20 protein-coding genes and 1 pseudogene are annotated in these 21,101 nt (G+C 61.5%); 10 read left to right on the top strand and 11 right to left on the bottom strand.

Going from position 1 to position 21,101, the window contains the following annotated elements:
• Nucleotides 1-520: 520 nt before the first annotated feature.
• The gene (locus AC0L2K_RS30165) at nucleotides 521-2,245 is read right to left on the bottom strand and encodes a hypothetical protein (RefSeq protein WP_473533115.1); all 1,725 of its coding nucleotides are present in this window, start codon (nucleotides 2,243-2,245) and stop codon (nucleotides 521-523) included.
• An 884-nt stretch (nucleotides 2,246-3,129) separates the two neighbouring features.
• Here AC0L2K_RS30165 and AC0L2K_RS30170 point away from each other — a divergent pair.
• Nucleotides 3,130-4,365: a class I SAM-dependent methyltransferase gene (locus AC0L2K_RS30170; RefSeq protein WP_473533150.1), complete on the top strand. Its 1,236-nt coding sequence runs from the start codon at nucleotides 3,130-3,132 to the stop codon at nucleotides 4,363-4,365.
• Between the two features lie 126 nt (nucleotides 4,366-4,491).
• On the opposite strand, the gene AC0L2K_RS30175 is transcribed toward AC0L2K_RS30170, so the two are convergent.
• Nucleotides 4,492-4,968: an NAD(P)-binding domain-containing protein gene (locus tag AC0L2K_RS30175; protein ID WP_473533116.1), complete on the bottom strand. Its 477-nt coding sequence runs from the start codon at nucleotides 4,966-4,968 to the stop codon at nucleotides 4,492-4,494.
• A gap of 623 nt (nucleotides 4,969-5,591) precedes the next feature.
• Here AC0L2K_RS30175 and AC0L2K_RS30180 point away from each other — a divergent pair.
• Nucleotides 5,592-6,092, top strand: a complete 501-nt coding sequence (locus tag AC0L2K_RS30180; protein ID WP_473533151.1) for a carboxymuconolactone decarboxylase family protein — start codon at nucleotides 5,592-5,594, stop codon at nucleotides 6,090-6,092.
• Between the two features lie 186 nt (nucleotides 6,093-6,278).
• On the opposite strand, the gene AC0L2K_RS30185 is transcribed toward AC0L2K_RS30180, so the two are convergent.
• Both AC0L2K_RS30185 and AC0L2K_RS30190 read right to left on the bottom strand, forming a co-directional pair.
• Complete coding sequence (locus tag AC0L2K_RS30185; protein ID WP_167366605.1) at nucleotides 6,279-6,920, bottom strand: hypothetical protein; 642 nt, start codon at nucleotides 6,918-6,920, stop codon at nucleotides 6,279-6,281.
• A gap of 96 nt (nucleotides 6,921-7,016) precedes the next feature.
• Nucleotides 7,017-7,382, bottom strand: coding sequence for a helix-turn-helix domain-containing protein (locus tag AC0L2K_RS30190; RefSeq protein WP_473533117.1), 366 nt, complete (start codon nucleotides 7,380-7,382; stop codon nucleotides 7,017-7,019).
• 247 nt (nucleotides 7,383-7,629) lie between these two features.
• Between AC0L2K_RS30190 and AC0L2K_RS30195 the strand changes: the two genes are divergently transcribed.
• Nucleotides 7,630-8,289, top strand: coding sequence for a L,D-transpeptidase (locus tag AC0L2K_RS30195; protein WP_077380658.1), 660 nt, complete (start codon nucleotides 7,630-7,632; stop codon nucleotides 8,287-8,289).
• 10 nt (nucleotides 8,290-8,299) lie between these two features.
• Complete coding sequence (locus tag AC0L2K_RS30200) at nucleotides 8,300-8,812, top strand: OmpA family protein (RefSeq protein WP_027155108.1); 513 nt, start codon at nucleotides 8,300-8,302, stop codon at nucleotides 8,810-8,812.
• Nucleotides 8,813-9,003: 191 nt separating this feature from the next.
• Here the strand turns inward: AC0L2K_RS30200 and AC0L2K_RS30205 are convergent, their stop codons facing one another.
• The 5 genes from AC0L2K_RS30205 to AC0L2K_RS30225 form a co-directional block, all read right to left on the bottom strand.
• Complete coding sequence (locus AC0L2K_RS30205) at nucleotides 9,004-9,660, bottom strand: DUF1579 family protein (protein WP_473533118.1); 657 nt, start codon at nucleotides 9,658-9,660, stop codon at nucleotides 9,004-9,006.
• Between the two features lie 121 nt (nucleotides 9,661-9,781).
• Nucleotides 9,782-10,525, bottom strand: a complete 744-nt coding sequence (locus tag AC0L2K_RS30210) for an SDR family oxidoreductase (RefSeq protein ID WP_473533119.1) — start codon at nucleotides 10,523-10,525, stop codon at nucleotides 9,782-9,784.
• Nucleotides 10,522-10,887: a putative quinol monooxygenase gene (locus AC0L2K_RS30215; protein WP_023799825.1), complete on the bottom strand. Its 366-nt coding sequence runs from the start codon at nucleotides 10,885-10,887 to the stop codon at nucleotides 10,522-10,524. Before AC0L2K_RS30215 ends, AC0L2K_RS30210 begins: the two co-directional genes overlap by 4 nt.
• A gap of 286 nt (nucleotides 10,888-11,173) precedes the next feature.
• Nucleotides 11,174-12,115, bottom strand: coding sequence for a cupin domain-containing protein (locus AC0L2K_RS30220; RefSeq protein WP_473533120.1), 942 nt, complete (start codon nucleotides 12,113-12,115; stop codon nucleotides 11,174-11,176).
• Nucleotides 12,116-12,728: 613 nt separating this feature from the next.
• The gene (locus tag AC0L2K_RS30225) at nucleotides 12,729-13,631 is read right to left on the bottom strand and encodes a LysR family transcriptional regulator (protein ID WP_473533121.1); all 903 of its coding nucleotides are present in this window, start codon (nucleotides 13,629-13,631) and stop codon (nucleotides 12,729-12,731) included.
• 131 nt (nucleotides 13,632-13,762) lie between these two features.
• Here AC0L2K_RS30225 and AC0L2K_RS30230 point away from each other — a divergent pair, with 131 nt between their 5' ends.
• From AC0L2K_RS30230 to AC0L2K_RS30240, 3 genes and pseudogenes are all read left to right on the top strand, one after another.
• The gene (locus AC0L2K_RS30230; protein ID WP_473533152.1) at nucleotides 13,763-14,185 is read left to right on the top strand and encodes a RidA family protein; all 423 of its coding nucleotides are present in this window, start codon (nucleotides 13,763-13,765) and stop codon (nucleotides 14,183-14,185) included.
• A gap of 196 nt (nucleotides 14,186-14,381) precedes the next feature.
• Complete coding sequence (locus AC0L2K_RS30235) at nucleotides 14,382-15,197, top strand: oxidoreductase (protein ID WP_473533122.1); 816 nt, start codon at nucleotides 14,382-14,384, stop codon at nucleotides 15,195-15,197.
• 120 nt (nucleotides 15,198-15,317) lie between these two features.
• Nucleotides 15,318-16,169, top strand: a pseudogene (locus tag AC0L2K_RS30240) (AraC family transcriptional regulator).
• A gap of 78 nt (nucleotides 16,170-16,247) precedes the next feature.
• On the opposite strand, the gene AC0L2K_RS30245 reads toward AC0L2K_RS30240, so the two are convergent.
• A complete protein-coding gene (locus AC0L2K_RS30245; protein ID WP_473533153.1) occupies nucleotides 16,248-17,180 on the bottom strand; it encodes a LysR family transcriptional regulator in 933 nt (310 codons plus the stop codon).
• 84 nt (nucleotides 17,181-17,264) lie between these two features.
• On the opposite strand from AC0L2K_RS30245, the gene AC0L2K_RS30250 reads away from it, so the two are divergent.
• The 3 genes from AC0L2K_RS30250 (at nucleotide 17,265) to AC0L2K_RS30260 (ending at nucleotide 20,108) form a co-directional block, all read left to right on the top strand.
• Entirely contained in the window at nucleotides 17,265-18,137 is an 873-nt protein-coding gene (locus AC0L2K_RS30250) for an NmrA family NAD(P)-binding protein (RefSeq protein ID WP_473533123.1), read from the top strand.
• Between the two features lie 175 nt (nucleotides 18,138-18,312).
• Entirely contained in the window at nucleotides 18,313-19,221 is a 909-nt protein-coding gene (locus AC0L2K_RS30255) for an alpha/beta fold hydrolase (protein ID WP_473533124.1), read from the top strand.
• Nucleotides 19,218-20,108: an alpha/beta fold hydrolase gene (locus AC0L2K_RS30260; RefSeq protein ID WP_473533125.1), complete on the top strand. Its 891-nt coding sequence runs from the start codon at nucleotides 19,218-19,220 to the stop codon at nucleotides 20,106-20,108. The genes AC0L2K_RS30255 and AC0L2K_RS30260 overlap by 4 nt, the downstream gene beginning before the upstream one ends.
• On the opposite strand, the gene AC0L2K_RS30265 is transcribed toward AC0L2K_RS30260, so the two are convergent.
• Nucleotides 20,098-21,033: a methyltransferase gene (locus AC0L2K_RS30265; protein ID WP_473533126.1), complete on the bottom strand. Its 936-nt coding sequence runs from the start codon at nucleotides 21,031-21,033 to the stop codon at nucleotides 20,098-20,100. The two genes, AC0L2K_RS30260 and AC0L2K_RS30265, sit on opposite strands and share 11 nt — an antisense overlap.
• Nucleotides 21,034-21,101 lie beyond the last annotated feature (68 nt).

Below are 21,101 nucleotides of genomic sequence, written 5' to 3' on the forward strand. Positions count from 1 at the left end.
TCCGCGCTGCCGGGCGTGATCACAGGTCCGCGACACCCGATCGAGGCGAGTTGCTTCAATAGCAAGTCGGACATATGTGAGCCCCCTCGTCGCAAGCGGCTGCCGAACCTATCACCGCGGCGCATGCTACCCGCAATCGTTGCAGTTAGCACCTCAGAAAGCGTTCGAGACCACCGATCAGCGTTCTCACAAGCCTCCGACAAGACCCTACACCTTGTGTCGGTCGGCCCTGCGCCTCATTCAGGTCGTTGAGATCAGTTTTGCCGTTTCCTGAAAGCAGACATAGCCAACGACCACGCTGGAGATCATGGTTGCGCCAGTAACCAACGATCCCGCCATCGCGGACAAGGGCTGAATCAAACCATTGACGTTACTCTGCGCTGAGATTCTGCCTCTGAGCGCGGCACACTCTTCCAAAAAGCAGGATGTTTCGAAGCACGATGAATCGCTTGAACGATTAGGCCGAAATAGCGGAATCCGCATGCAATAAATTGGCGAGGTTCTCGTCCCGTTTCGGCGATCAATCCCGGCGCGGATCGTAAGGCTTGGCGGCCCGTTGAGCGACGCGCTCACGGTACCTCGCCTCGGTTCCACTTCGGTTTTCCGGCTTGGCAAGCGTTTCGACAGGCCTTCCGAGGACGACCAGCAGCGTGTCCCATTCTTCCTGGCCGAGCGTCTTGTAGCGGTACTCCAAACCCGGCGAAGCCAGGAGTTGCTCGATCTCAGGCCGCGCGACAGAGGCCGCAGGGCCAATACGGCGAAAGCCGCTTCGCACGGCATCGGTAGCCGCGGTCAGATCGCTGAAGCCATACTTGCCCGGATCGTAGACGGAGTACTCGCGCAGCAGCCGCAACAGGTCGGGGACGGCATCGACGCCGCGGTCGCCCTGGCGCTTGATCAGGCCGGTGGCAAAGCGGCTGACCGCCGGATCGGCGAGAATCGCGCGCTCTTCCGGCAGCGGATCGGCGTATGCACCTAAGGGAAGGCCGGCCAGGGCATTGACCCAGTGGCGCGCCTCCTTCTTGTCGGTGGCCGCGAGGTAGCGGCGGGCGGCGAGCCGCCGCAGATCGGCGGAGTCGCCATCGACCTGTTTGATGATCGCCCACAGCCCGTCTGAGGATCGCACCCGCGGGTCCTCCAAGATGCGAACCAGTAGACGCCGGTCGCTCTCGCCGAGCGGCTGGTCGTTCGCGCGGAACGAGTCCATCCACTGATTGGCGAGCGCGAACGCGGGATTCCTCACCGGCTTACGCGGATCGTCGAGCGCTCTGGCAAGTTCCTCGCGCGTTCTCGTTTTCGCCGCTTCCATATTCACGCCGCGCGAAACGCTGGTGTGGTCGAGTAGCAGCCGGTTGACCGGAACCTCGGCGTACATCCTTCCGTCACCGAGCCGCCGACGCGCCCAGCCGAACCGGAAGTTCTCGATCCCGCCCGAGGTCCCGATCAGCAACGGCGCCGCCGGGGCAAAGATCGACAGGATCGACTGCCGCAGCAGCACCTGTTCACCGGCGTCGGTGATGGTGAGCGCCTTGCGGTGGGGTGCGGAGGGTTCGAGCGACCAATCCACCCGTCCCGATCGGGGCTTGGCATCGGGCACGGCGGGGCCGTCCTCGATCGCGATAGTGAGGTCGGGTTCGGGGGCGTCGTCGCTTTGCAGCAGCGCCTTGCCCTCTGACATCATCAGGTTCCATTCGGCTTCCAGCGCGCGCTGAGGGGCGAGCGGATCGGAGGCATCGTAGCGCCGCTCTTCCAGCAGGCCATGCCCGATGACGGTGCTTCGTTTGCCGGGCGTCGAGTCCGGCACGATGCGATAGGTATTGGAATGACCGCGAAGGGTCTGGACGCGGACTGAAGTGACGCCCGGGGTCTTGAGCAAGGCCGCGCACAATGCGTCGCAACGGCCCTCGAACGGGCGGGCGAGGAGAATGTCGCCGTTGAGCGCTATCGGTGCGCTCGACTGAATGTCCGGCTCCTTCAGGCTGACCAGCATGTCCCTCGCCCAGGTGAGGCCTGGCTGGGGGATGGTCCAGAACAGTGCCAGCGTCGCGGCGCCCGACATGACGTTCAGAGGAACGCCTGAAAGGAAAAGCCCGAGCAGCAAGCGGAACAACGCGAAGGCGACGCCATACATGAAGGCCGTTGGCATCGACGCGAGGATGAGCCCCGGGATAATCAGGAAACTGCCGATTATGACCAGCCATGGCATTGTCAGCGCCGCGAACGCGCCGATGCCGGTGATGATCAAGTAAGTCTTCAACCACATGCGCGGAACCTTACCGCGCAGGACTCAAAAAAATGATAAAGCCACTGTTCTCTGGTCGGTGCCGTTTTTGGGGATCCGCCCGTTGACGAATCTCGTTACGCTCACCTCAAAAAGCTGTCGATCGTCCGCCTTTGGAGGCTCTGGCGCCTCCATCAGATGACCGACTCGGTGAAGGTTTTTCGATGCGGGCGCGCAACGCAGACATCGGCCCGCGTTGGAAAGCCTCCAAGCATCGATCAGGCGATCTGGCCTTCTACCGTGACCTGGCCGGCCTTGCACTAGGCTGACACCTTCGCCGCCTGGCTCGCGCCGCTACGCAAATCCGAATGGGTCGGAGATAGTTGCGCTGCGTCTCCCGTGAGAAACGCCACATGTTCATGTCGCCGATCAACCGCTGGCGCAAAGGGCTGATGGGTGTGCATCGAGAGCGGGATGGGTCATGGTCAGGCTCCTTGTTGCAGAAGCCCGTCATGCTCTGCCGCCGCCGAATGACGCTCAATGCGGGCGCGACGACCGGTCCCTGATCTCTACCTCAACCGCAGGCGCCCTCCCGCGTAGCGGGTTCGTTCTCCGACCCGAAGCAGAGTCTCACACGCGACGGCGGCATGGCTGCTTTGCGCCGCATGTCCGCCCTTGAGGCGATCTTTGCGATTGCCGGATAGCAGACGCTGCCGGCGACCACCTTGGACATCTTATTGCGCCAGGGCAGACATTTCCGATCGCGGGGCAGGCGGCCCCGGATGGGTCGCTACTTCGGCATTGGGAGGAGACTTCTGAAGTCCGATCCCTCTCCGCCCCAGATCGGTATTGATGTACCGACACCGGGCAGTCATACTTACGGGGCAAGTGACGAGAAACGAGCCACAATGCGTCTGCTGCCAAATCTGCTCTCCCGTTTTGTAAAAAACGGGCGCCTGACTGTCATATTCGAGGACGGTTTCAGGCAAGCCTTCGGCAGTGGACAGGATGGGCCCGACGTGACGATCCGCCTAACCGACAAAGCGGTCGAACGCGAGATCTTCTTCAATCCGGAACTGAAGGCGGCCGAAGCCTACATGGATGGCCGCTTGGTGATCGAGAACGGTGGCAAAGCATTTGACCTCTTGTCACTTTTTTCTGTCAACCGCACTGGGTTGGCAGCCCACCCCGTTCAGAAGGCGTTGCGGAAAGTCTGGCGTGCGTTGCGCCGACGCCAGCAGAACAACAAGCTCGGTCTCGCCGCAAAAAACGTTCAGCATCACTACGACATCCCGACGAAATTTTATGAGCTATGGCTCGACGAGACAATGACCTATTCGTGCGCCTATTATACGGCACCGGACAACAATCTGCTGCAAGCGCAGATGGACAAGCATCGCCACATTGCCGCGAAGCTCAAGCTAGAGCCGGGCATGCATGTGATGGAAATCGGCTCAGGCTGGGGCACTCTCGCCATCTATCTCGCCAAGTATTGCGACGTGAAGGTCACGGCGATCAACGTTTCGACGGAGCAATTGGCGGCGTCCCGGCTTCGAGCGATCGAGGCCGGGGTCGCTCATCAGATCGATTTTCGCGAGGTCGACTATCGCGAGGTCAGCGGACAGTTCGACCGTGTTGTCTCGATCGGAATGATGGAGCACGTGGGCGTCGTTCATTTCGACAGCTATTTCACAATCATCAGTAGATTGTTGAAGGAGGGCGGCTTCGCATTGGTTCATGCGATCGGACGCATGTCACCGCCTGGTACGACGGCGCCGTTCATCCGCAAGTATATCTTTCCAGGTGGGTATGTGCCGGCTTTGTCAGAGGTGTTTGCCTCGTTGGAGCGCACGGGGATCTGGTGCGCCGACTGCGAAAATTTGCGGCTGCACTATTACTGGACGATCCACGATTGGCGTCTCGGTTATGAGGCCAGGCGCGAGGAGGCAGTCGCCATGATGGGCGAACGCTTCTGCCGTATGTGGGATTTCTATCTGGCGTCGGCCGAACTCGGCTTCCTAAACGGTTCAAATTTTGTCTTCCAGATACTGATCTCGGCTCGCCGTGACGATGTCCCAATCATCCGCGATTATATTGCCGAAGAAGAGCGACGCCTACTGAACTCGATGCAGACGAGTGCGTAGTTTCGCTATCTACACCGTGGGCCCGGTCCGCTGGTTAGCTCGCCCTGCAGGACTCGGATGACATCATCCCGCCGTCAATCTTCGTCCGACGGAAGCGCCAGTGCAACCAATCGACAAGTCCGAAGATCAAAGCGGTCGGCCACGAATGACAGCTTTGCGCCTAACTCCGGCCGTTGAGCAATCTCTCGCCAGTGCACAAAAGCTGCCGGTCCGCTCAGATCGCCGCTCCTCCGTGATTGGGAGGTGTCCGCCCACTCGTTCGCCTCGAAAGGGGCGCTGCGTTCCCGGAACACTCCACATCCGCTTTCTCAGTCCCTTTTTCTTATGACTTCGATAAGCCTGGCGAGGTTGTCGGCTCCGTGACCTTCTCTTATGGCGTCTTCTGTCAGGCGCGGCCTCATATCCAGAAACGCACACCAGGATCCGCGGACTGGCACCAACCGCGCTGGCGAGGGTCTCTGCGCGAAGCGCTCCCGCCTCCACCAGGGCATCGGCCTTACTTGCAGTCCGATTCCAAACAGTTAGGGCATGGCCCTGGGAAAGGAGTGCGGAGCCAAGCGCAGACCCCATGGGTCCAAGTCCGATTAAGGTGATGTCGCTCATGAGTAGCCCTTCTTGAGGTTGCTAACCAAAGGTCGTCCGAGGGTCGCGCGCGGCCTACGGTACGCAACTTACATGCTGTCGTATTGCGGGGTTCTGCCGCCGATCGGAGACTCGGTGCGGGCGTGTGAGCGCCACCTTGTCCAGAAGCTGTCAGCTCCCACTGCCCGGCCCCTTTGGCTTTGCGCCTATGTGCCCGCAACCTGACCCTGAGAGCTGCCTATTCAATCCGCGTGGGATTGCGGACAGTCGACGTTCTGCGCTCAGCCTTCACAAACCAGCCGTAACCTCCTGTCAAGGTCATGAAAGAGTTGGCTTAGCCGCGTAGTGCCGCGGGGCTGCGGTGGGAAATGATGCAAAAGAGACTTCTTGGGGCGCGGTGCTGGTGGTAGCCTGCTGCAACACACCGTCCACTGCGAAGCCTGCCCTTCCTCCCCTGCCACCTCGAAAGCCAATGCCGCATAGATAGCGGGGCCCAGTAAGTGTCTAGCTTGGCTGACGCCTTGTTTGCCACACCCGGCGCAAGGGCAGATGGATTGTCCTGTATGCTGCCCTCCGCATGGACCGATTGAGACCTTTCTACACTCGACTGATCTCGACGGGCCTTGATCCCGCGCGAGACCTTTGTGGGGCTTGCAGCTGGTGGCGAGTCATTTCTAAGGCTCCGCCCGCGCCCGAGTACCGCCCCGGTCAAGCGAAAGCCACCGCAACCGGAACCATTCCTCCCAAGCCTGGTCCAACTTCCGGCACGTCAGATTGTGGGCAGCGAGTATCTCACGGCGTTGCACAAGTCCAACCTGCGAAAAACGCAGGATACGGACGAACGCATCGCCGCAGTAGCGCAGTGGAAGGCGGCGACCTGCTTCAGCGAACGGGTTGCACTGGCCCTTGTCGAGGCCATTTTCGTCCCGGATGCCGGCAACGAACGCGTTTCGGATGCGCTGTACGCCCGAGCTTCCAGCCTCTACGACGACAAAGCGCTCGCCACGCTCGCTGTTGCCATCGGCCAAGTCTCGTTTTTCACCGCGGTCGCGCTGTTGGAAAACCACTGCCTGGGCGCTCGCCAAGCGAAAGCTGGCGCGAGGAGTTACGGGTTACGCGTTCGTCCCGACATGAATTCGGGCTAGGCGTTCTTGCCAAAAGACGTGATGTAGAGCCGGCGACTATCCGTCGGCTCTACCAACCACATCGCTTCGCCAATAGATGGGCCCGGCTTTCAAAGCGGTCATTATGTTGCCGGCCAGTTGAAGTGGCCTGCGATAGGCGACAAAGCCCGGATGCGCTGTATCACCCCGACTGCATTGACCTCCCGCTCAAAGAACGCTCTTTTCAGGGCCATAAGCTTTGGCGAGACGGACCATGCCTTTCGTTCGAAGGCGTTGGTACCAATAGAATAGTATCATCAAGCCGGTTGTTGTGCCGGCACCAAGGCACAGTGCAGGCGCCAACGCTGATCCGACATATAGTGCTAGAAGGGTCACGCCCGCCGCCGCGACAATGGCATTTACGAAAGCGATCATCGTCGCGGCTGTGGTCAGATGCGCCAGGAGCGGCCCGGCACGCAGCGACGGTTCGGCGTCGTTTTCTGGCCAACGGCCGAACTCTTTGGAAAACTGAAAAGCAGCATCCTCCCCCAGCGTTCGGTAGTAGGCCCTGATCCGGGCGATGCCGATATGGGCCTGCATGTTCTCGGCGGCTATATCGATCAACCTTAAGACGGTGAAGCTACCCAGCAAAAAGAGCGATGGCAGCACGGCTAGGAGAAACGGCTGAAGGAATTCAGGCGACTGCGCGACAAAGCCCGTCGCCACTAGAGCGCTCGATAGAGACATGATGTAGATGGTCGTTCGCGACGCCATTTCGCTGATAGTTGCGCTGATCGCCGATTGCTGCACGAAATGCTCTGTCGTGAGGGCCGCGAGAAGCGCGGTGTGGGGTGTTGTCGTGTCGGCCATTTTATATCTCCTGTGGTGAGCATGCCGCCGCTGGCGCATCCTGAGCGACAGAGCCGTCGACACAGGCTGCATGCGCCTCCGCGATTGTGCAGATGTTCAAAGAGTGTTCATCAACTTGGCAATTCCGTTTAAATGGCGCCGGAATTCGGCTTGCCCGATGCCTGTATAACGCCGGAAATCGCGGCTCGCATGGGCTTGATCGAAATAGCCTTGCATGGCGGCCAATTGCGCCAGTCCGCCGGCGGGCGCGTCGGGCAGCAGAGCCCCAACTAGTCGATAATAGCGCATGACGCCCGCGTATCGTTTTGGTGAAAGGCCCACGAGGTTCCGGGACAGTCGATAGAGCGAAGAATAGGACAGCCCCAGCGCGGCCGCGGCAGTAGCAACGCCCTGGTTTGGATCGGCATCTATGAGGCGCACGGCTTCCGCAAGATTTTGAATCTGCTGGTGGGCATTGCTCACACGTCCGGATAGGGCAATGTCGCAACTACGCTCGGTCCCAAACAGTCGCGCCAATTTGGTTAAGGTCCTGGATGGGGTTTAGGTTAGACGTTCGTCCTCGGCAAGATTGTCACAATTCGGTCACTCGCCGCCAAATTGCCGAATGTCCGGACACGGCGGACTGAAGCAACGCAGCATTTTCCACTTTGAGGCGAAGTAATTCTCAACTATGGTCCGCCAAGCTTTTGGCATGGGGGGGATATTGCCGATGGTTCTATCACGCAGGGGTGTCGTGCTCGGCGGCCTGGCGCTGGTCGCGGTGGGTGCAACCAGCAATATTGCTCAAGCCGCGGCGGCAAAATCCTTTTTCGCCGGTACCGCCAGCGACAACAATTTTGTCTATCGCAAGACCAACTTCGCCAAGATCGACAAGAGATGGCATCGCCAGATCGTCAAGTATTTCAGCAGCGAGCCGGTCGGCACCGTCGTGGTCGATACCCGCCACCACTTCCTCTACGTCATCATGGAAAACAAGACCGCCATCCGCTACGGCGTCGGCGTCGGCAAGGACGGCTTCAAATGGTACGGCCGCGCGACGATCGACCGCCGCGCGCTGTGGCCGCAATGGGTCCCGCCCCCCGAAATGCGTAAGCGCAAGCCGGACCTACCGCACATGGTCGCAGGCGGCGCGTCCAACAATCCGCTCGGGCCGCGCGCGCTCTATCTGCACCGCAACGGCGCCGACACCGGCTACCGCCTGCATGGCACGCTGGAGCCATGGAGCATCGGCACCGACGCTTCCAGCGGCTGCATCCGCATGTTCCCGGAAGACATCATCGACCTCTACCAGCGCTGCCCGATCGGCACCGCGGTGCAGGTCCTGCCGCACATCGCCGACCAGGCGCCCGCTTCCACCACTGTCGAATGATTGGCGCCTCATGAACCGCATGATTGAGAACACGCGCCGGCTGCTCGCCGCCGGCCTGCTGGTGCTGGCCGCATCCTGCTCGACCAGCAACACGCTGGCCCCTTCCACGCCCGACATCACCAACACCGAGGTTGCCGGCTTCCAGAACGTGCAGCCGGGCAGCGAGGAGGATTTTATCCTCAATGTCGGCCGCCGCACCTATTTCACGCAAGGTTCGGCCGCGCTCGATTCTGTCGCCAAGGCCACCCTCGACACCCAGATCGCCTGGTTAGCAAAGCATCCGCGCTGGCTGCTCAAGCTGCAGGGTTTCGCCGACGATCCCGGCGCAAGTGAAACGGCGCTGTCGCAGCAGCGCGCCGATGCGGTGATGGACTACCTCGCCGCCGGCGGCATAGACCGCAACCGCATGTGGGCCAAGGGCTACGGCAAGGACAGGCTCGTCCGCGACTGCCCCGACACCGCCTGCAGGTCGCAGAACCGCCGCGTTGTGTCTAATTTGCGCGATGAGAGGGACGAGCCGTAGGGGGCTGCTGTTCTGCTTGTGACCCGAAGCAGAGTCTCACACGCGACGGCGGCATGGCTGCTTTTGCGCCTCATGTCGGCCGTAAAGATCAGCTTTGCGGCTTGAAAGTAGACAGCGCTGGAGGTCGCGGTTGCGCCATTGCCAAGCACCGAGCGAGCTAATGAGACGCCGGGCCGTCCTCGAGCGGACGCTCACTCTTTCAGCCGAGTATAGAGGCCGCGTGTGGCCAACGTCTCTTGCTGTCCGGGACGCGTGAAATAGAGCTCAAAGACATGGCGATCGTTGTTCTCGATTTTGATTACTGTGCGCATGCCGATCGACTTGCCGACCGTGTCTTCGCCAGCCACACCCTGGTCGGTGAAGGCCCCGGACATGCTGATGGGCCTTTGATTTCCGGATCCAGGGGTGCCTTCGTAGTACATCATGGTTGTGTTGACAGGATCGATCGTAATCCACTCGTATCGGTCGTCCATGATACTGTAGCCGAGCCAGCCTTTGCGCCAGATTGGCGCTCCATCCAGCGTCCCCTCCATCGTGTCTTCGATGTAACGGCCGCCTGCCAACCACTGCCGACGGCTAATGAGGTCGTCCGTCACGAGCGGCGGCTGATCGGGGCTGCGGCCGAGCGTGCCGTAGAAGCTCAACTGGACCCGCCAGGTGCCAACTAGTGGCGCCAGAACCTCATGCGCCTGACCCGGCAATCCGCGACTAAGCCATTTGGGTAACCCGGACTGCGTCGGGGGCGCGGCCGCGGCCGAGCCATCTTGAGCCAATGCGCCGGAAGGAACGGGGAGGGCGAACGCAACGACAATTAGGGCAACGTGTAGTGTCTCAATGATTCTTTTCATCTGCGGTCCATTGTTTATTGGAAATTGCTGTAACGCGCTTGGTTGAGGGTCACCGTTGTGAACTTTCCGCGTGAACCGGATGGATACTGATCTCTTAACCCTTGAGGCTCTATCTGTTAGATCATTCGATGCTGACCAGCGTTTCACCTCCTGAAACTTCTAGAATAGCGCCGGTCACGAAATCATTAGTCATCAGGAAAAGTGCGGCCTTGCCGATATCGTCGACTTTTCCAACGCGACCTGCTGGGAAGCTCTCGCGCACCAGCGCGAAAAACGCCTCCCGCTTGGTTTGCGGCATGCCGGCCCACATTTCGCTGTCTATGACGCCTGGACGGATTGTGTTGACGCGGATCGGACCGAGTTCGAGCGCAAGGGCTCGTGTCAGCGCCTCCAGACCAGCGAACGCGACCATCATCATCGAAGCGCCCATGCGAGGCTTGGTCACCAAGCCGCCAGTAGTGAATGTGATCGAACCGCCTTTCCGCATCTTGGGCGCCGCGTGCCGCGCGCAAGACCAACTGCCCAGGAGCTTGCCATACAGAACGGCCTGCGCGTCGGCCAGCGTTTGGGAGAGGAAGGTTCCTCCAGGACTTGGTGGAGTTGCGGTGATGAGAAGGTGGTCGAGCGCCCCCAGCGTTTCGAATACTTGCTCGACCGCCGCATCGTCGGTCATATCCAGCGACTGCAAGGTGATTGAACCGTGGGCGCTTTGTTCTGCAGTCAATTTCGCCGGTGGCCGCCGCCCGAGCGCGATGACCTCGGCGCCTGCGCGCGAGGCCGCAAGAGCCGCCCCCATGCCCATGCCGCTTGTCCCGCCAACGATCACGACTCGCTGATTCAGAAGAGACTGCTCGTCACCGGTCATCGCGGATCTCTGCCGCTGGCATATGGGCTCAGCATCTCAAGCCACTGCGTCTCCATGTCGCCCGGTTCGAGCTCACCACCATCTACGACGAACCTCTGGACATAGGCTTCGCTGAAGTGGCTCTTGACTGCATCGACACTGCGCCAGACTTCGTAGATGACGATGAGATCGGGGTCGGATCGATCACGATGGATGTGGAATTGTAGACAGCCCGTTTCTGATCTCGTCGCTTCGAGATCCTCAAGCATCCGGGTAACGAGCGCTTCGCCTTGACCAGGAGCGGCGCGATGCTTGGCGATAATGCAATAGGGCGTGTGTTCGCCAGTGGCTGGTGGGGGAAGATCAGGCAACACCAACGCCATATGAGTCTCCTTCTGGTAGCGGCCTAGGAGGTATTCTGCATTCACACGTCATGCGTTCATGGCGCATGCGAAATCCCGGCTATTGCTCCTTCGATAATCCACCACGATGCAGTCGCTGCTTTGGCTCGCGAATCGGTCGAAGTGGTTACGGCATTTGAGAATTTGCAGATCCTGGCGCGGCGCCGCTATGGCAGAAACGCTTGAATGTCTGACCGTTTGTCGCACTGATTACATTAGCCGTGGATCGCATCAGGCGATATGCAGGACCGATCCCGTCTCTGTATGCTCACCCGCGCCCGGAATCTCGGACCGCGCCTGGCGAGACGCCTATGAAGCGTTTGAATGCCCTGCTGAAGGATGCATCGGACTCATATCCCAACTCAGACGCGACCTGTGACAGCGACATATATCCGTTCCGCAACCAGGATTCGGCCAGCCTAAGCCTCCATTGCAGGAGATAGCGGGCGGGAGATACCGACAACAGACCCTTGAATCGCTGCAAAAACCTCGATCGCGACAGCCCAGACAATGCCGCCAGGCGATCGACTGGCCAGTCTTCGCCGGGGGAGCGATGGATTCTTGCAAGCGCAGACCCGATTTGCGGATCCCGCACGGCCGCCAGCCAACCAGTCAGATTGTCGGAACACGTTTCGACCCAGGATCTGATTACTTGCGTCATGACAATATCAGCAAGGCGCGCCATTACCGTTGCCGATCCGATTCTTTGCCCATCAGCCTCCCGCGCCATCATAGCAAGGAGGTTTGGCAGGTCAGTATCGCTGTGCTCTGCATAGCGGATATGCATCACCGGAGGCAGCAGTTCCAGGAGCGGATTTGCCGTCGGCCCCTCAAAGCCGATCGTACAGCATGCGATCAGCGATCGCGGACCGCCGCCGCCGGACTTCAATTCGTAGGTTCCATTCCCGATCAACGCCGGTTTGATATCGTCCAGTGGCAAGGCTCTCCCTTTGGGCCGGTCGGACATGGTGTGCTCTGTTCCGTGGGGAAGAAGAAGCACATCGCCGCATTCCAGCAGCAGCGGTGGCAAGCTCTTGGCTTGTATCCAGCACTGACCCTCGAGCATCGCATGAAATCGTACGCCCTCCCTGAACGGCACGGCGATGCCCCAGGGCGCCGTTAACTCGCTGCGGCCATATCTCGCATGGGCAAGGCGCAGGTCGCGCAGCACCTCGCTCAACAAATCATTCTCGGCCGGCTGGTAGCCCATCGTTGCACGTCCAAGACCGGGCCGATTCATTTATCTAAGCGGATGGTCCATATGCATTCCTTTGCCTCGAACCTTTGCGTACTCTTTATCCATCCCGTTATCTCTTGGTGGGCAGAATATGCTACGGATCGATCCTCTAGGTCCTAAATCTAATAGGTCTGCATGATGGCGGCTGCGCGACTACCGAATTTTCTCGGCTCGCGCGTTCCCATACCGAGGCGACGGCGCAATGTCGGTGTTTGGCAGACTACGTCGTGTGGCTGATCTGCTCGACGATAGAGTTCCAATCAAGTCCGGCTCTTTCGTGCGATATGGGAAGTCCGCAACGGAACATCAGCGCAGGTTGTCGCGAATGTCGGCTATCCGATAGCAAAAGATGGGGGATCCCTGCGCCGAGCTATATGTCTGCTCACCTACATATCAAACTACAAGCTGCCGGTGCGCCCTCGGCCTCACTTGCGTCATCGCCTGCTTCAGCCTGACCGATCGAACTGGTCATCGGACCAATGCGGGATTCGTCCGCACTGAGGCAGAACACTGATGCGTTGGCGCAATAGCAACGAACTGAGCACTCCCCCGGCCCAACGACCGGTCATGGCGCGGCTGCTCGTCGCTAAGGTTCTTTCTTCCGCAGGTCTTTGACGACATCGAGAAAGGCCCGCAGTGCGGGCGGTACGGCTCGATGTCCGGGGTAGTAAACCGCAACTTCTTCCGCAGCGGGCATCCATGCGGTCAGGACCTTGCGCAGCCGGTCGTCGGACAAGGCCGCTTCGGCGGCCCAATCGGCCACGTAGGCGACTCCCAGATCCTCAATTGCGGCTTCGACCATCAGTTCTTCGTCGTCGAGGACGACGGGGCCGTTTGCCTCGATCACGAGTTCCTGGCCGGCGCGTTCGAACTCCCATCGGTAAAGCTTGCCGCTGGGCATGCGGTGGCCGATGCAATGGTGGCGTTGCAATTCCTCGGGGGTTTTCGGGTCGCCGAAGCGATCGAGGTAGGTGGGCGACGCGACACAGATGAACCTCAACGCGCGTGCAAGCGGCACGGCGATCATGTCCTTGGGGACCGATCCGAGGAGGCGCACGCCGGCATCGAAGCCGCTGGACACGATATCGATGAGCCGCCCCTCGACGACGATGTCCACGATCACGTCCGGATGGCGCTCCGCCATCTGCTGAAGAACCCCGCGAACGAGAAGCCCGGCCACCAGTCGCGGTGCGTTGATGCGGACGGTGCCCGCGACATTGCCCCTGAACCCGGCGACGCTGTCGAGCGCCTCGTCCAGCGAGGCGAGCGCCGGCTGAAGGCGGCCGAGTAACTGGAAACCGGCTTCCGTCGGCGAGACGCTGCGTGTGGTGCGGTTGAGAAGGCGCACGCCCATGCGCTCCTCGAGCGCACGCATGGCGTGGCTCAATGTGGAAGGTGCCGTGCCGATCTCATCCGCTGCGCGGCGGAAGCTGCGGTGCGTGGCAACGGCCACGAAGGCGGTGAGATCGTTGAGGGACAGGCGGGGCATTGATGGTAATTTTGCATCACCTCATGCCGATTTCAACGGCTTATGCGCGTAATGCGATTGCCCTATCTCCTGCCTGTATCAACTCGGCGCCTCCGGCGCGCTGCCGTTTTCAAGACAGAAAGGAACACGAAATGCCTGCACGTGACGCCATCTATCCGGCCAAACGCCACGCGTTATACGATATTCATCGATATTCCGCGGCCATTCGCTCCGGCGATCTTCTCTTCGTCTCGGGGCAGGTCGGCAGCCGTGAGGACGGCTCGCCCGAGCCCGCATTCGAGGATCAGGTTCGGCGGGCTTTTGCCAATCTGCGCGCGGTCCTGGCCGCCGCCGGGTGCAGCTTCGACGACGTTGTCGACGTCACCACCTTCCACACCAACCCGGACCAACAGATCGAAACGGTGCTGGCCGTCCGGGCGGAAGAGATCGGCGGACCTCCCTATCCGAACTGGACGGCAGTGGGCGTCAATTGGCTTGCCGGCTTCGATTTCGAGATCAAGGTCATCGCCCGCATCCCTTCGACGCTCAGCGGCCAGCCGGCGGACAAGCGTTGATCGTTCACCCTCACTTCGTCCTGACGCAGGATGGGTCAGCAACTCCCATGATCCGGCCGCGTGACGCGTTCTTTCAGCCCTTTTCGTAGCACGTGACTGCCTTTCCCTTCTGGTGTTGCATTATGGTCGTAATATGTTATTATGATCATAATTCAACCGGCGAGAGAAGTCTGGCCCTGACGATTTGGAGCACGAAATGAATGCGAATTCCGAAAAAACCGCTGTTGTGACCGGAGCCTCCTCGGGCATCGGCCACGCCAGCGCCGAGGCGCTTGCGCGGGCAGGATTCACCGTCTTCGGGACAAGTCGCCGCCCTGTCGGCAACGGCCCGGACGGGGTGACCATGCTGGTTTGCGACGTCACCGATGACGCTTCTGTCAGCGCCCTCGTTTCGACTGTGCTGGCGGAGACCGGGCGGATCGACCTCCTGGTCAACAATGCCGGCGTCGGTTTGCTTGGCGGTGCCGAGGAATCCTCGGTCGCACAGGTGCAGGCGCTGTTCGACGTCAATCTGTTCGGCGTCATCCGCATGATCAATGCGGTGCTGCCGTCAATGCGGCAGCGCGGCGAAGGGCGCATCATCAATATCGGCTCGATTCTGGGATTGGTGCCGGCGCCATACTCAGCTCATTACTCTGCGGTCAAGCACGCGCTTGAGGGCTATTCGGAATCGCTCGATCACGAGGTTCGTGCTTTCGATATTCGCGTCTCGGTCATCGAGCCGGCATTCGTGCGTACCGTCTTCGACCAGAACGGGATCGAGCCGGATTCGGTGTTGCAGGAATACGATCGGGCGCGCGCCGGGCTCAAGGCGCTGCTGGGCGATGTGATGCCGAAAGCCGATCCGCCGGAAGTGGTGGCGGATGTGGTGGTCAAGGCGGCGACCGATGTCCGCCCGCGGCGTCGCTATACCGCCGGCAAGGCCGCGCGCCAGGTCAGCATTCTGCGCCGCTTTGCCCCCGCAGAGATGTTTGACAAGAGCTTGCGCAAACAGTTCCGCCTGCCGGTCTGAACCCGGTTAGCAGTGCTCCACCGCCAACGGCTTCGCATCGAAGTGAACAGGGTGTTCAGCAAGAACAGTCGAGCGCGCTGTCTCGCAAGCTGGCAGATTGCTCTCACACAGGAGAGCATGATGACGACGCGGCAAGATCCCTACCACGCGCGCATGAAACGGGTGTTGAGCTACATCGACCGGCATCTTGAGGATGATCTTGGCCTGGACACGCTTAGTGCCGTTGCGGCCTTGTCCAAGTACCATTTCCACCGCCAATTCAGAGGATATTTCGGCATATCAGTGCATCGCTACGTCCAACTCGTTCGCATGAAACGGGCGGGACAGGTGCTTGCCTTCAAGGACGAGGCGAGCGCGACCGAAACCGCGCTGGACGTCGGTTACGATGCGCCCGACGCCTTCGCCCGCGCGTTTCGGAAAAGCTTTGGGCAATTGCCTTCCGCATTTCGGGACACGCCCGACTGGGAGGTGTGGTTTGCCAGCCTGTGGCCATTGACCAACGCGAGGAGCAAGCTCATGAAAACGGCGTATTCATTGGCTGACGTCAACATCATCGACGTGCCGGAAACACCCGTCGCCGTCCTGCAGCACCGAGGCAATCCGACCCTGGTCGCCGAGACTATCCAGAAATTCATCGCCTGGCGAAGGGCTGTCGGTTTGAGCGCCGCGTCCAGTGCGACCTACAATGTGTTTCATTCGGATTCCGACATAATCTGTGCAGCGACCGATCGGAAAATCGAGCTGAACGACCAGGGCGTGTAAGCCGGTGTTCTTCCGGCCGGACGATGTGCCGTGCTTCGCGCAATCGGAGCAGAAAATGTCGAGCCGGCGAGCGAATTCCTGTATCGCAACTGGTTGCCGGCAAGCGGTGAGGAACTTCGGGACTTTCCCCTCTACTGTCAGCGGGTGAGTATTGTTCCGATGGTTGCCGAGCACGAGGCCATCACCGACATCTTCCTGCCATTGGTGTGATTGCTGACCCTCCAATGGCCGTCATGTCAGCTGCAATCGAATGCGGGTCGGCTCGAGGCGTTGTGAGCCGCATCGGCCTCAGATTCCAACGTCGATCGCCGATGACATATCCGCCGCCGCCGCGACAATGGCACGTCTCAACCATATGTGCCTGGGCGCGTCCTGCTGGCGCGCGTGCCAGACAAGGCTCATCGTGAAGCTGCCAAGATCGAGGGGCGGCGGCAACGATACGAAGCGCTTCATGTTGGCGGCCGCTCGCGCCAGGCTCGAAGGCAGGGTCATGATGAGGTCGGAGCGAGCGGCGATCTCGAGCGCCGCGAAGAAGTTCGGCACGCGCAGCTTCACCCGCCGCGTTCGCCCGATGCGGGCAAGCACCTCGTCGACAGGCGCAGGCCCGACGCCGGTGACGCTCACCACGATATGCTCAAGCGCCAGGAAACGCTCGAGCGTCAGCTTTCGGGCGAGCGCCGGGTGCTCCGCGCGCATCAGCGTCACGAGCGTCTCGTCATAGAGGCCGCGCCGACGGATGCCGGCCGGGGCTTCGTCGACCAGCGCCACCATCGCATCGGCGATACCCTGCTCCAGCGCTTCGACTGCGTCCGTGCCCAGCGCGACGATATCGAGATCGAGGGACGGCGCCTCGCGTCCAAGGCGGGCGAGCAGATGCGGCGCCAGCACGGCGGCCTGGAGATCGGGCATCAGCAGCCGGATCCGGCCGGTGGCGGTGGCGGGATCGAACGCGTTGGCCTCGACCATCTCTCGCACACCCGCCAAGATGCCGCGCAGCACCGGGCGCACCTCTTCCGCACGGGCGCTGAGGACGTAGCCGCCCGGTCCATCGGCCAGCAGCGCATCCGAAAACAGCGCGCGCAATCGGCCGAGCGCTCGGCTCGCGGCGGGCTGGCTCATGCCGAGCCGGCTTGCGGCACGGGTGACGTTCTTCTCGTCCAGCAGCGCTTCGAGCGCCACCAGCAGGTTCAGGTCGATCCGGCGTAAATCCACTTCGCGCATGGTGACTATATACACCATGCATTGGACGCATGGAAAGCCTGCGCCTATCGTTCTCCCCGTCAAGTGAGATGAGGAGAAGAAGTGATGTATGTCGTGCTTGGAGCAAACGGACGGGCCGGCGGCGAGGTCTCGCGCGCCCTGATCGCAGGCGGCGAAGCCGTGCGCGTCGTCCTGCGTCGCAAGGAACAGGGCGAAAAATGGACGGCCCTCGGCGCCGAGGTGGCCGTCGCAAGCATGGAGGATGCCGGCGCCATGGCCGCTGCGCTGACCGGCGCGCGGGCCGCGTTCCTGCTCAACCCGCCGCCGGTGAGCGGTGATCCCTATCAGCGCACGGAAGAAATCGGCGCCGCGCTTGCCGATGCAGCACGGCGTGCAGGTCTGCCAAAGGCCGTCGTCCTGTCGTCCATCGGAGCGCAGCATGCCTCCGGCACCGGCGTCATCGCCACCCTCAACCGGTTCGAGGCGCTGCTCGGCGGCGTGGCGCCGGCCACCGCCTTCCTGCGGTCGGGGTATTTTGTCGAAACCTGGAGCGAGGTGGCGCAACCGGTCCTGTCGCAAAGCATACTGCCGACCTTTATCGAGCCCTCGCAGAAAATCCCGATGGTGAGCACGATCGATGTCGGGCGCGCAGCAGCGACCGTGCTGTGCGAGGAATGGACCGGAAAGCGGGTCGTGGAGTTGGGCGGACCGGAAGACTGGAGCGCCGGCGACGTGGCATCGGCCTTCGCGGACGTTCTCGGCCGGCCGGTAACGCCTGTGCTTGTTGCGCCGGAGGAACGTGCCGCGCTGCTTGCCGAGGAAGGCGTGCCGGGCGAGGTGGTAGACGCGCTGCTCGGCATGTATGAGGGAATCGCAAACGGCCTGTTGACGCGCCAGGACAGCAGCGAGCACCGGCGGGGCACGACCTTCCTGGCGACGGCGATAGAGCGCGTTGTCGCAACACCAGCCGGCCGCTGATCCTCGGCCGAGTAGCGACGGCCGAAACGGATTACGGGCTTCCAGCCACTTGCAGGGAACGTTTTCGGCCGCAATACCCCCGCGTCTCGCCGACCAACGCTGTCGGCGACGTGCGGAACTCGCGCCACTCGTTTGGACTTAACTCTATTCCGGACGGCAAAAAGGGAATCCTGACATGAGACTGCCTGCCCCGCGCCAAATGCGTCTCTCCGGTGGAACCGAGCTTGCCTACGTCACTGCGGGCGATCCATCCAACCCCGCTTTGCTCCTCCTGCATGGGTTTCCCAGCTCCGCACGTGCATTCCGCGATGTGATTCCCGGACTGGCGGGCGCAGCCTATGTGATCGCGCCCGACCTCCCGGGCCATGGCCAGTCCGACGTCCCGCCGACACCATCCTTCGCCGCGATCAGCGAGGCGATTTCCGAATTGCTGACCCACCTCGCGATCGGGCGCCGCTTCATCCACATTCATGACTGGGGCGCCGCCGTGGGTCTGCAGATCGCCACGCAAGCGCCCGAGCTGGTTTCGGGTCTCATCATCCAGAACGCAAACGCGCATCGAACCGGCTTCGGTCCCGTTTGGGACGCCGTGTTGAAATTCTGGTCAGAACCGACGAAAGAGAACGAAGCGGCCGCGACCCCCGACCTGACCTTCGAATTCACACGCGAGCAATATTTGGGCGGCCTGCCGGAAGACGTCGCCGCCACGATCAGGGGCGACCCCTGGGCCGAGGACTGGAGGGTGATGAATCTTCCCGGCCGCATGGAGACCCACCGCGCGCTCATCGGCGACTACAAAAGCCATGCCGCGCGTTTCGATACGATCGCCGCCTATTTGAAGCAATGGCAACCGCCGGCGCTCATGCTGTGGGGCCGTCACGACCCCTATTTCGATATCGCCGAAACGCTGTCCTGGATGCAGGATCTGCCGCGGATGGAAGCGCATGTTTTCGACGGCGGGCACTTCCTGCTTGAGACGCACGCCGAACCAGCACTCTGCCTGACGATCGAATTCATCAAGCGAACACAGAAGATACACCGGCGCCTAGCCCATCCCGGACCAGTGCGAGGAGTGCAGGCATGACATCCCCCACGCAACAGCGGCTGCGCCTGTCCGGCGGGACCGAGCTTTGCTTCATCACCGCGGGTGATGCGTCCAATCCCGCGCTGCTGCTCCTGCACGGATTCCCGAGCTCGTCGCGTACTTTCCAGGGCATCATTCCCGGCCTTTCGCGGGTCGCCTTCGTCATCGCCCCCGACTTGCCTGGCTACGGCCAATCGGCGCCGTTGCCCGCGCCGTCGTTCGAAACGTTCAGCGGCGCAATCCAGGAGCTCTTAACTCATCTCGCGATCGATCGGCGCTTCATCTACCTGCACGATTGGGGCGCGGCTGCAGGTCTCCAGGTCGCCATGCAATCCCCCGACCTCGTCTCAGGCCTCATCATTCAGAGCGCCAACGCACACCGCACAGGGTTCGGACCGCAATGGCAAGCCACGTTCGAATTCTGGTCAAACCCGACGGAAGAGAACGAAAGGAAGGCTACCGCGTTTTTGACCTTGGAAGGCACCCGCGAGCAATATTTGGGCGGCTTGCCGGAGGATGTCGCTGCCCGGATCAAAGGCGAACCCTGGATCGAGGACTGGAGGGTGATGAATCAGCCTGGCGGTATGGAAACACAACGCGCACTCCTCGCCAACTACGCCAACCATGCCGCTCGCTTCAGTGTCATCGCCGACTATATCGAAACGCGGCAGCCGCCGGCGCTCATGCTGTGGGGCCGCCACGACCCGTTCTTCGACATCGCCGAAACACTGTCGTGGATGCAAGACCTTCCACGTATGGAAGCGCACATCTTCGACGGCGGCCACTTCCTGCTCGAAACCCACGCCGAGGCGGCAGCCGCGCTGATGACCGACTTTATTGAGCGAACGCAGATTGCGATTGGCCATTCAGCCACGATCAGCCCGTGAGGCGCGCACGAAACAAGCCGGAGCCGTCCGGCAGGCGCGACCTGGAGATATCCCGGAATCCAGCCTCGGTCATCCACGCGCGATACTGACCTTCAGTGTACGATTCGCCGTGGCGATAGAGGTTCAGGAAGGTGAGATTCAGAAACACACCCTCAGGCGGGCCGAGGCGGTCGTCATCGACGACACCCCACCCCGCAATTGCGATCTCGCCGCCGGGTGTGAGGCAACGCGCCGCGTTCAGGATCGAACTGCGCGCCTGGTCGGGCGGCAGGACCTGGACGACGGCCTTCAGGATCGCCAGATCGTGCCGACCGATCGACGGCGCGACAGTTATGTCACCCTCTTCGACAACCACGTCGTCGGCACCGTATTCTGACAGGATATCTTTCGCGACTGCTGCGACCGTTGGGAGTTCCATCAGCGTCGCCGCAATCTGCGGCCGCCGCTCGCGAAGTCCGACGAGAATGGTCCCGGGGCCGCCGCCGATGTCGATGACCGAGCCGATCGCCGAGAGGTCCATCTCCCGGGCCAGATGGCGGCCGAAAATTACCCCGCCCGGTGCGAGCATGCGGCTGAAGGCCGCCGCTGCCTCGGGCCCGGCTTCGGAAAAGTCGTGCAGCGCAGCCGGCCGGTTCTGTCGCAGCGACTCTGCGGTCAGCAGGTCGGCTCCCCAGAGCTCGCGCAGGAGCGCATGATCGCCGCCGCGATAGGTCGGCTTGGACGCGTCGAGGAAGGCCGCCGCTTCGGCGCCGTTGCGAAATCGACCATCCTCGACTTCGAGGAGACCGATGCTGGCGAGCGCGTAGAGGAGCCGCGACAGACGATCGGGCTCGACTTTGAGCTCGGCTCCAAGGCTGTCGGCAGTCACCGCGCTGCTACCGAGCCGGGTGAAGATGCCAAGGTCCAGCCCGGCGCGAAGCGCCAAGGCGGGCGGCACCGCTGCGATCAGTTTGTCGATCCGATCAGAATCCACCATGTCCTTCCGCGATCCAG

This window comes from Mesorhizobium sp. WSM4817, from assembly GCF_055811135.1.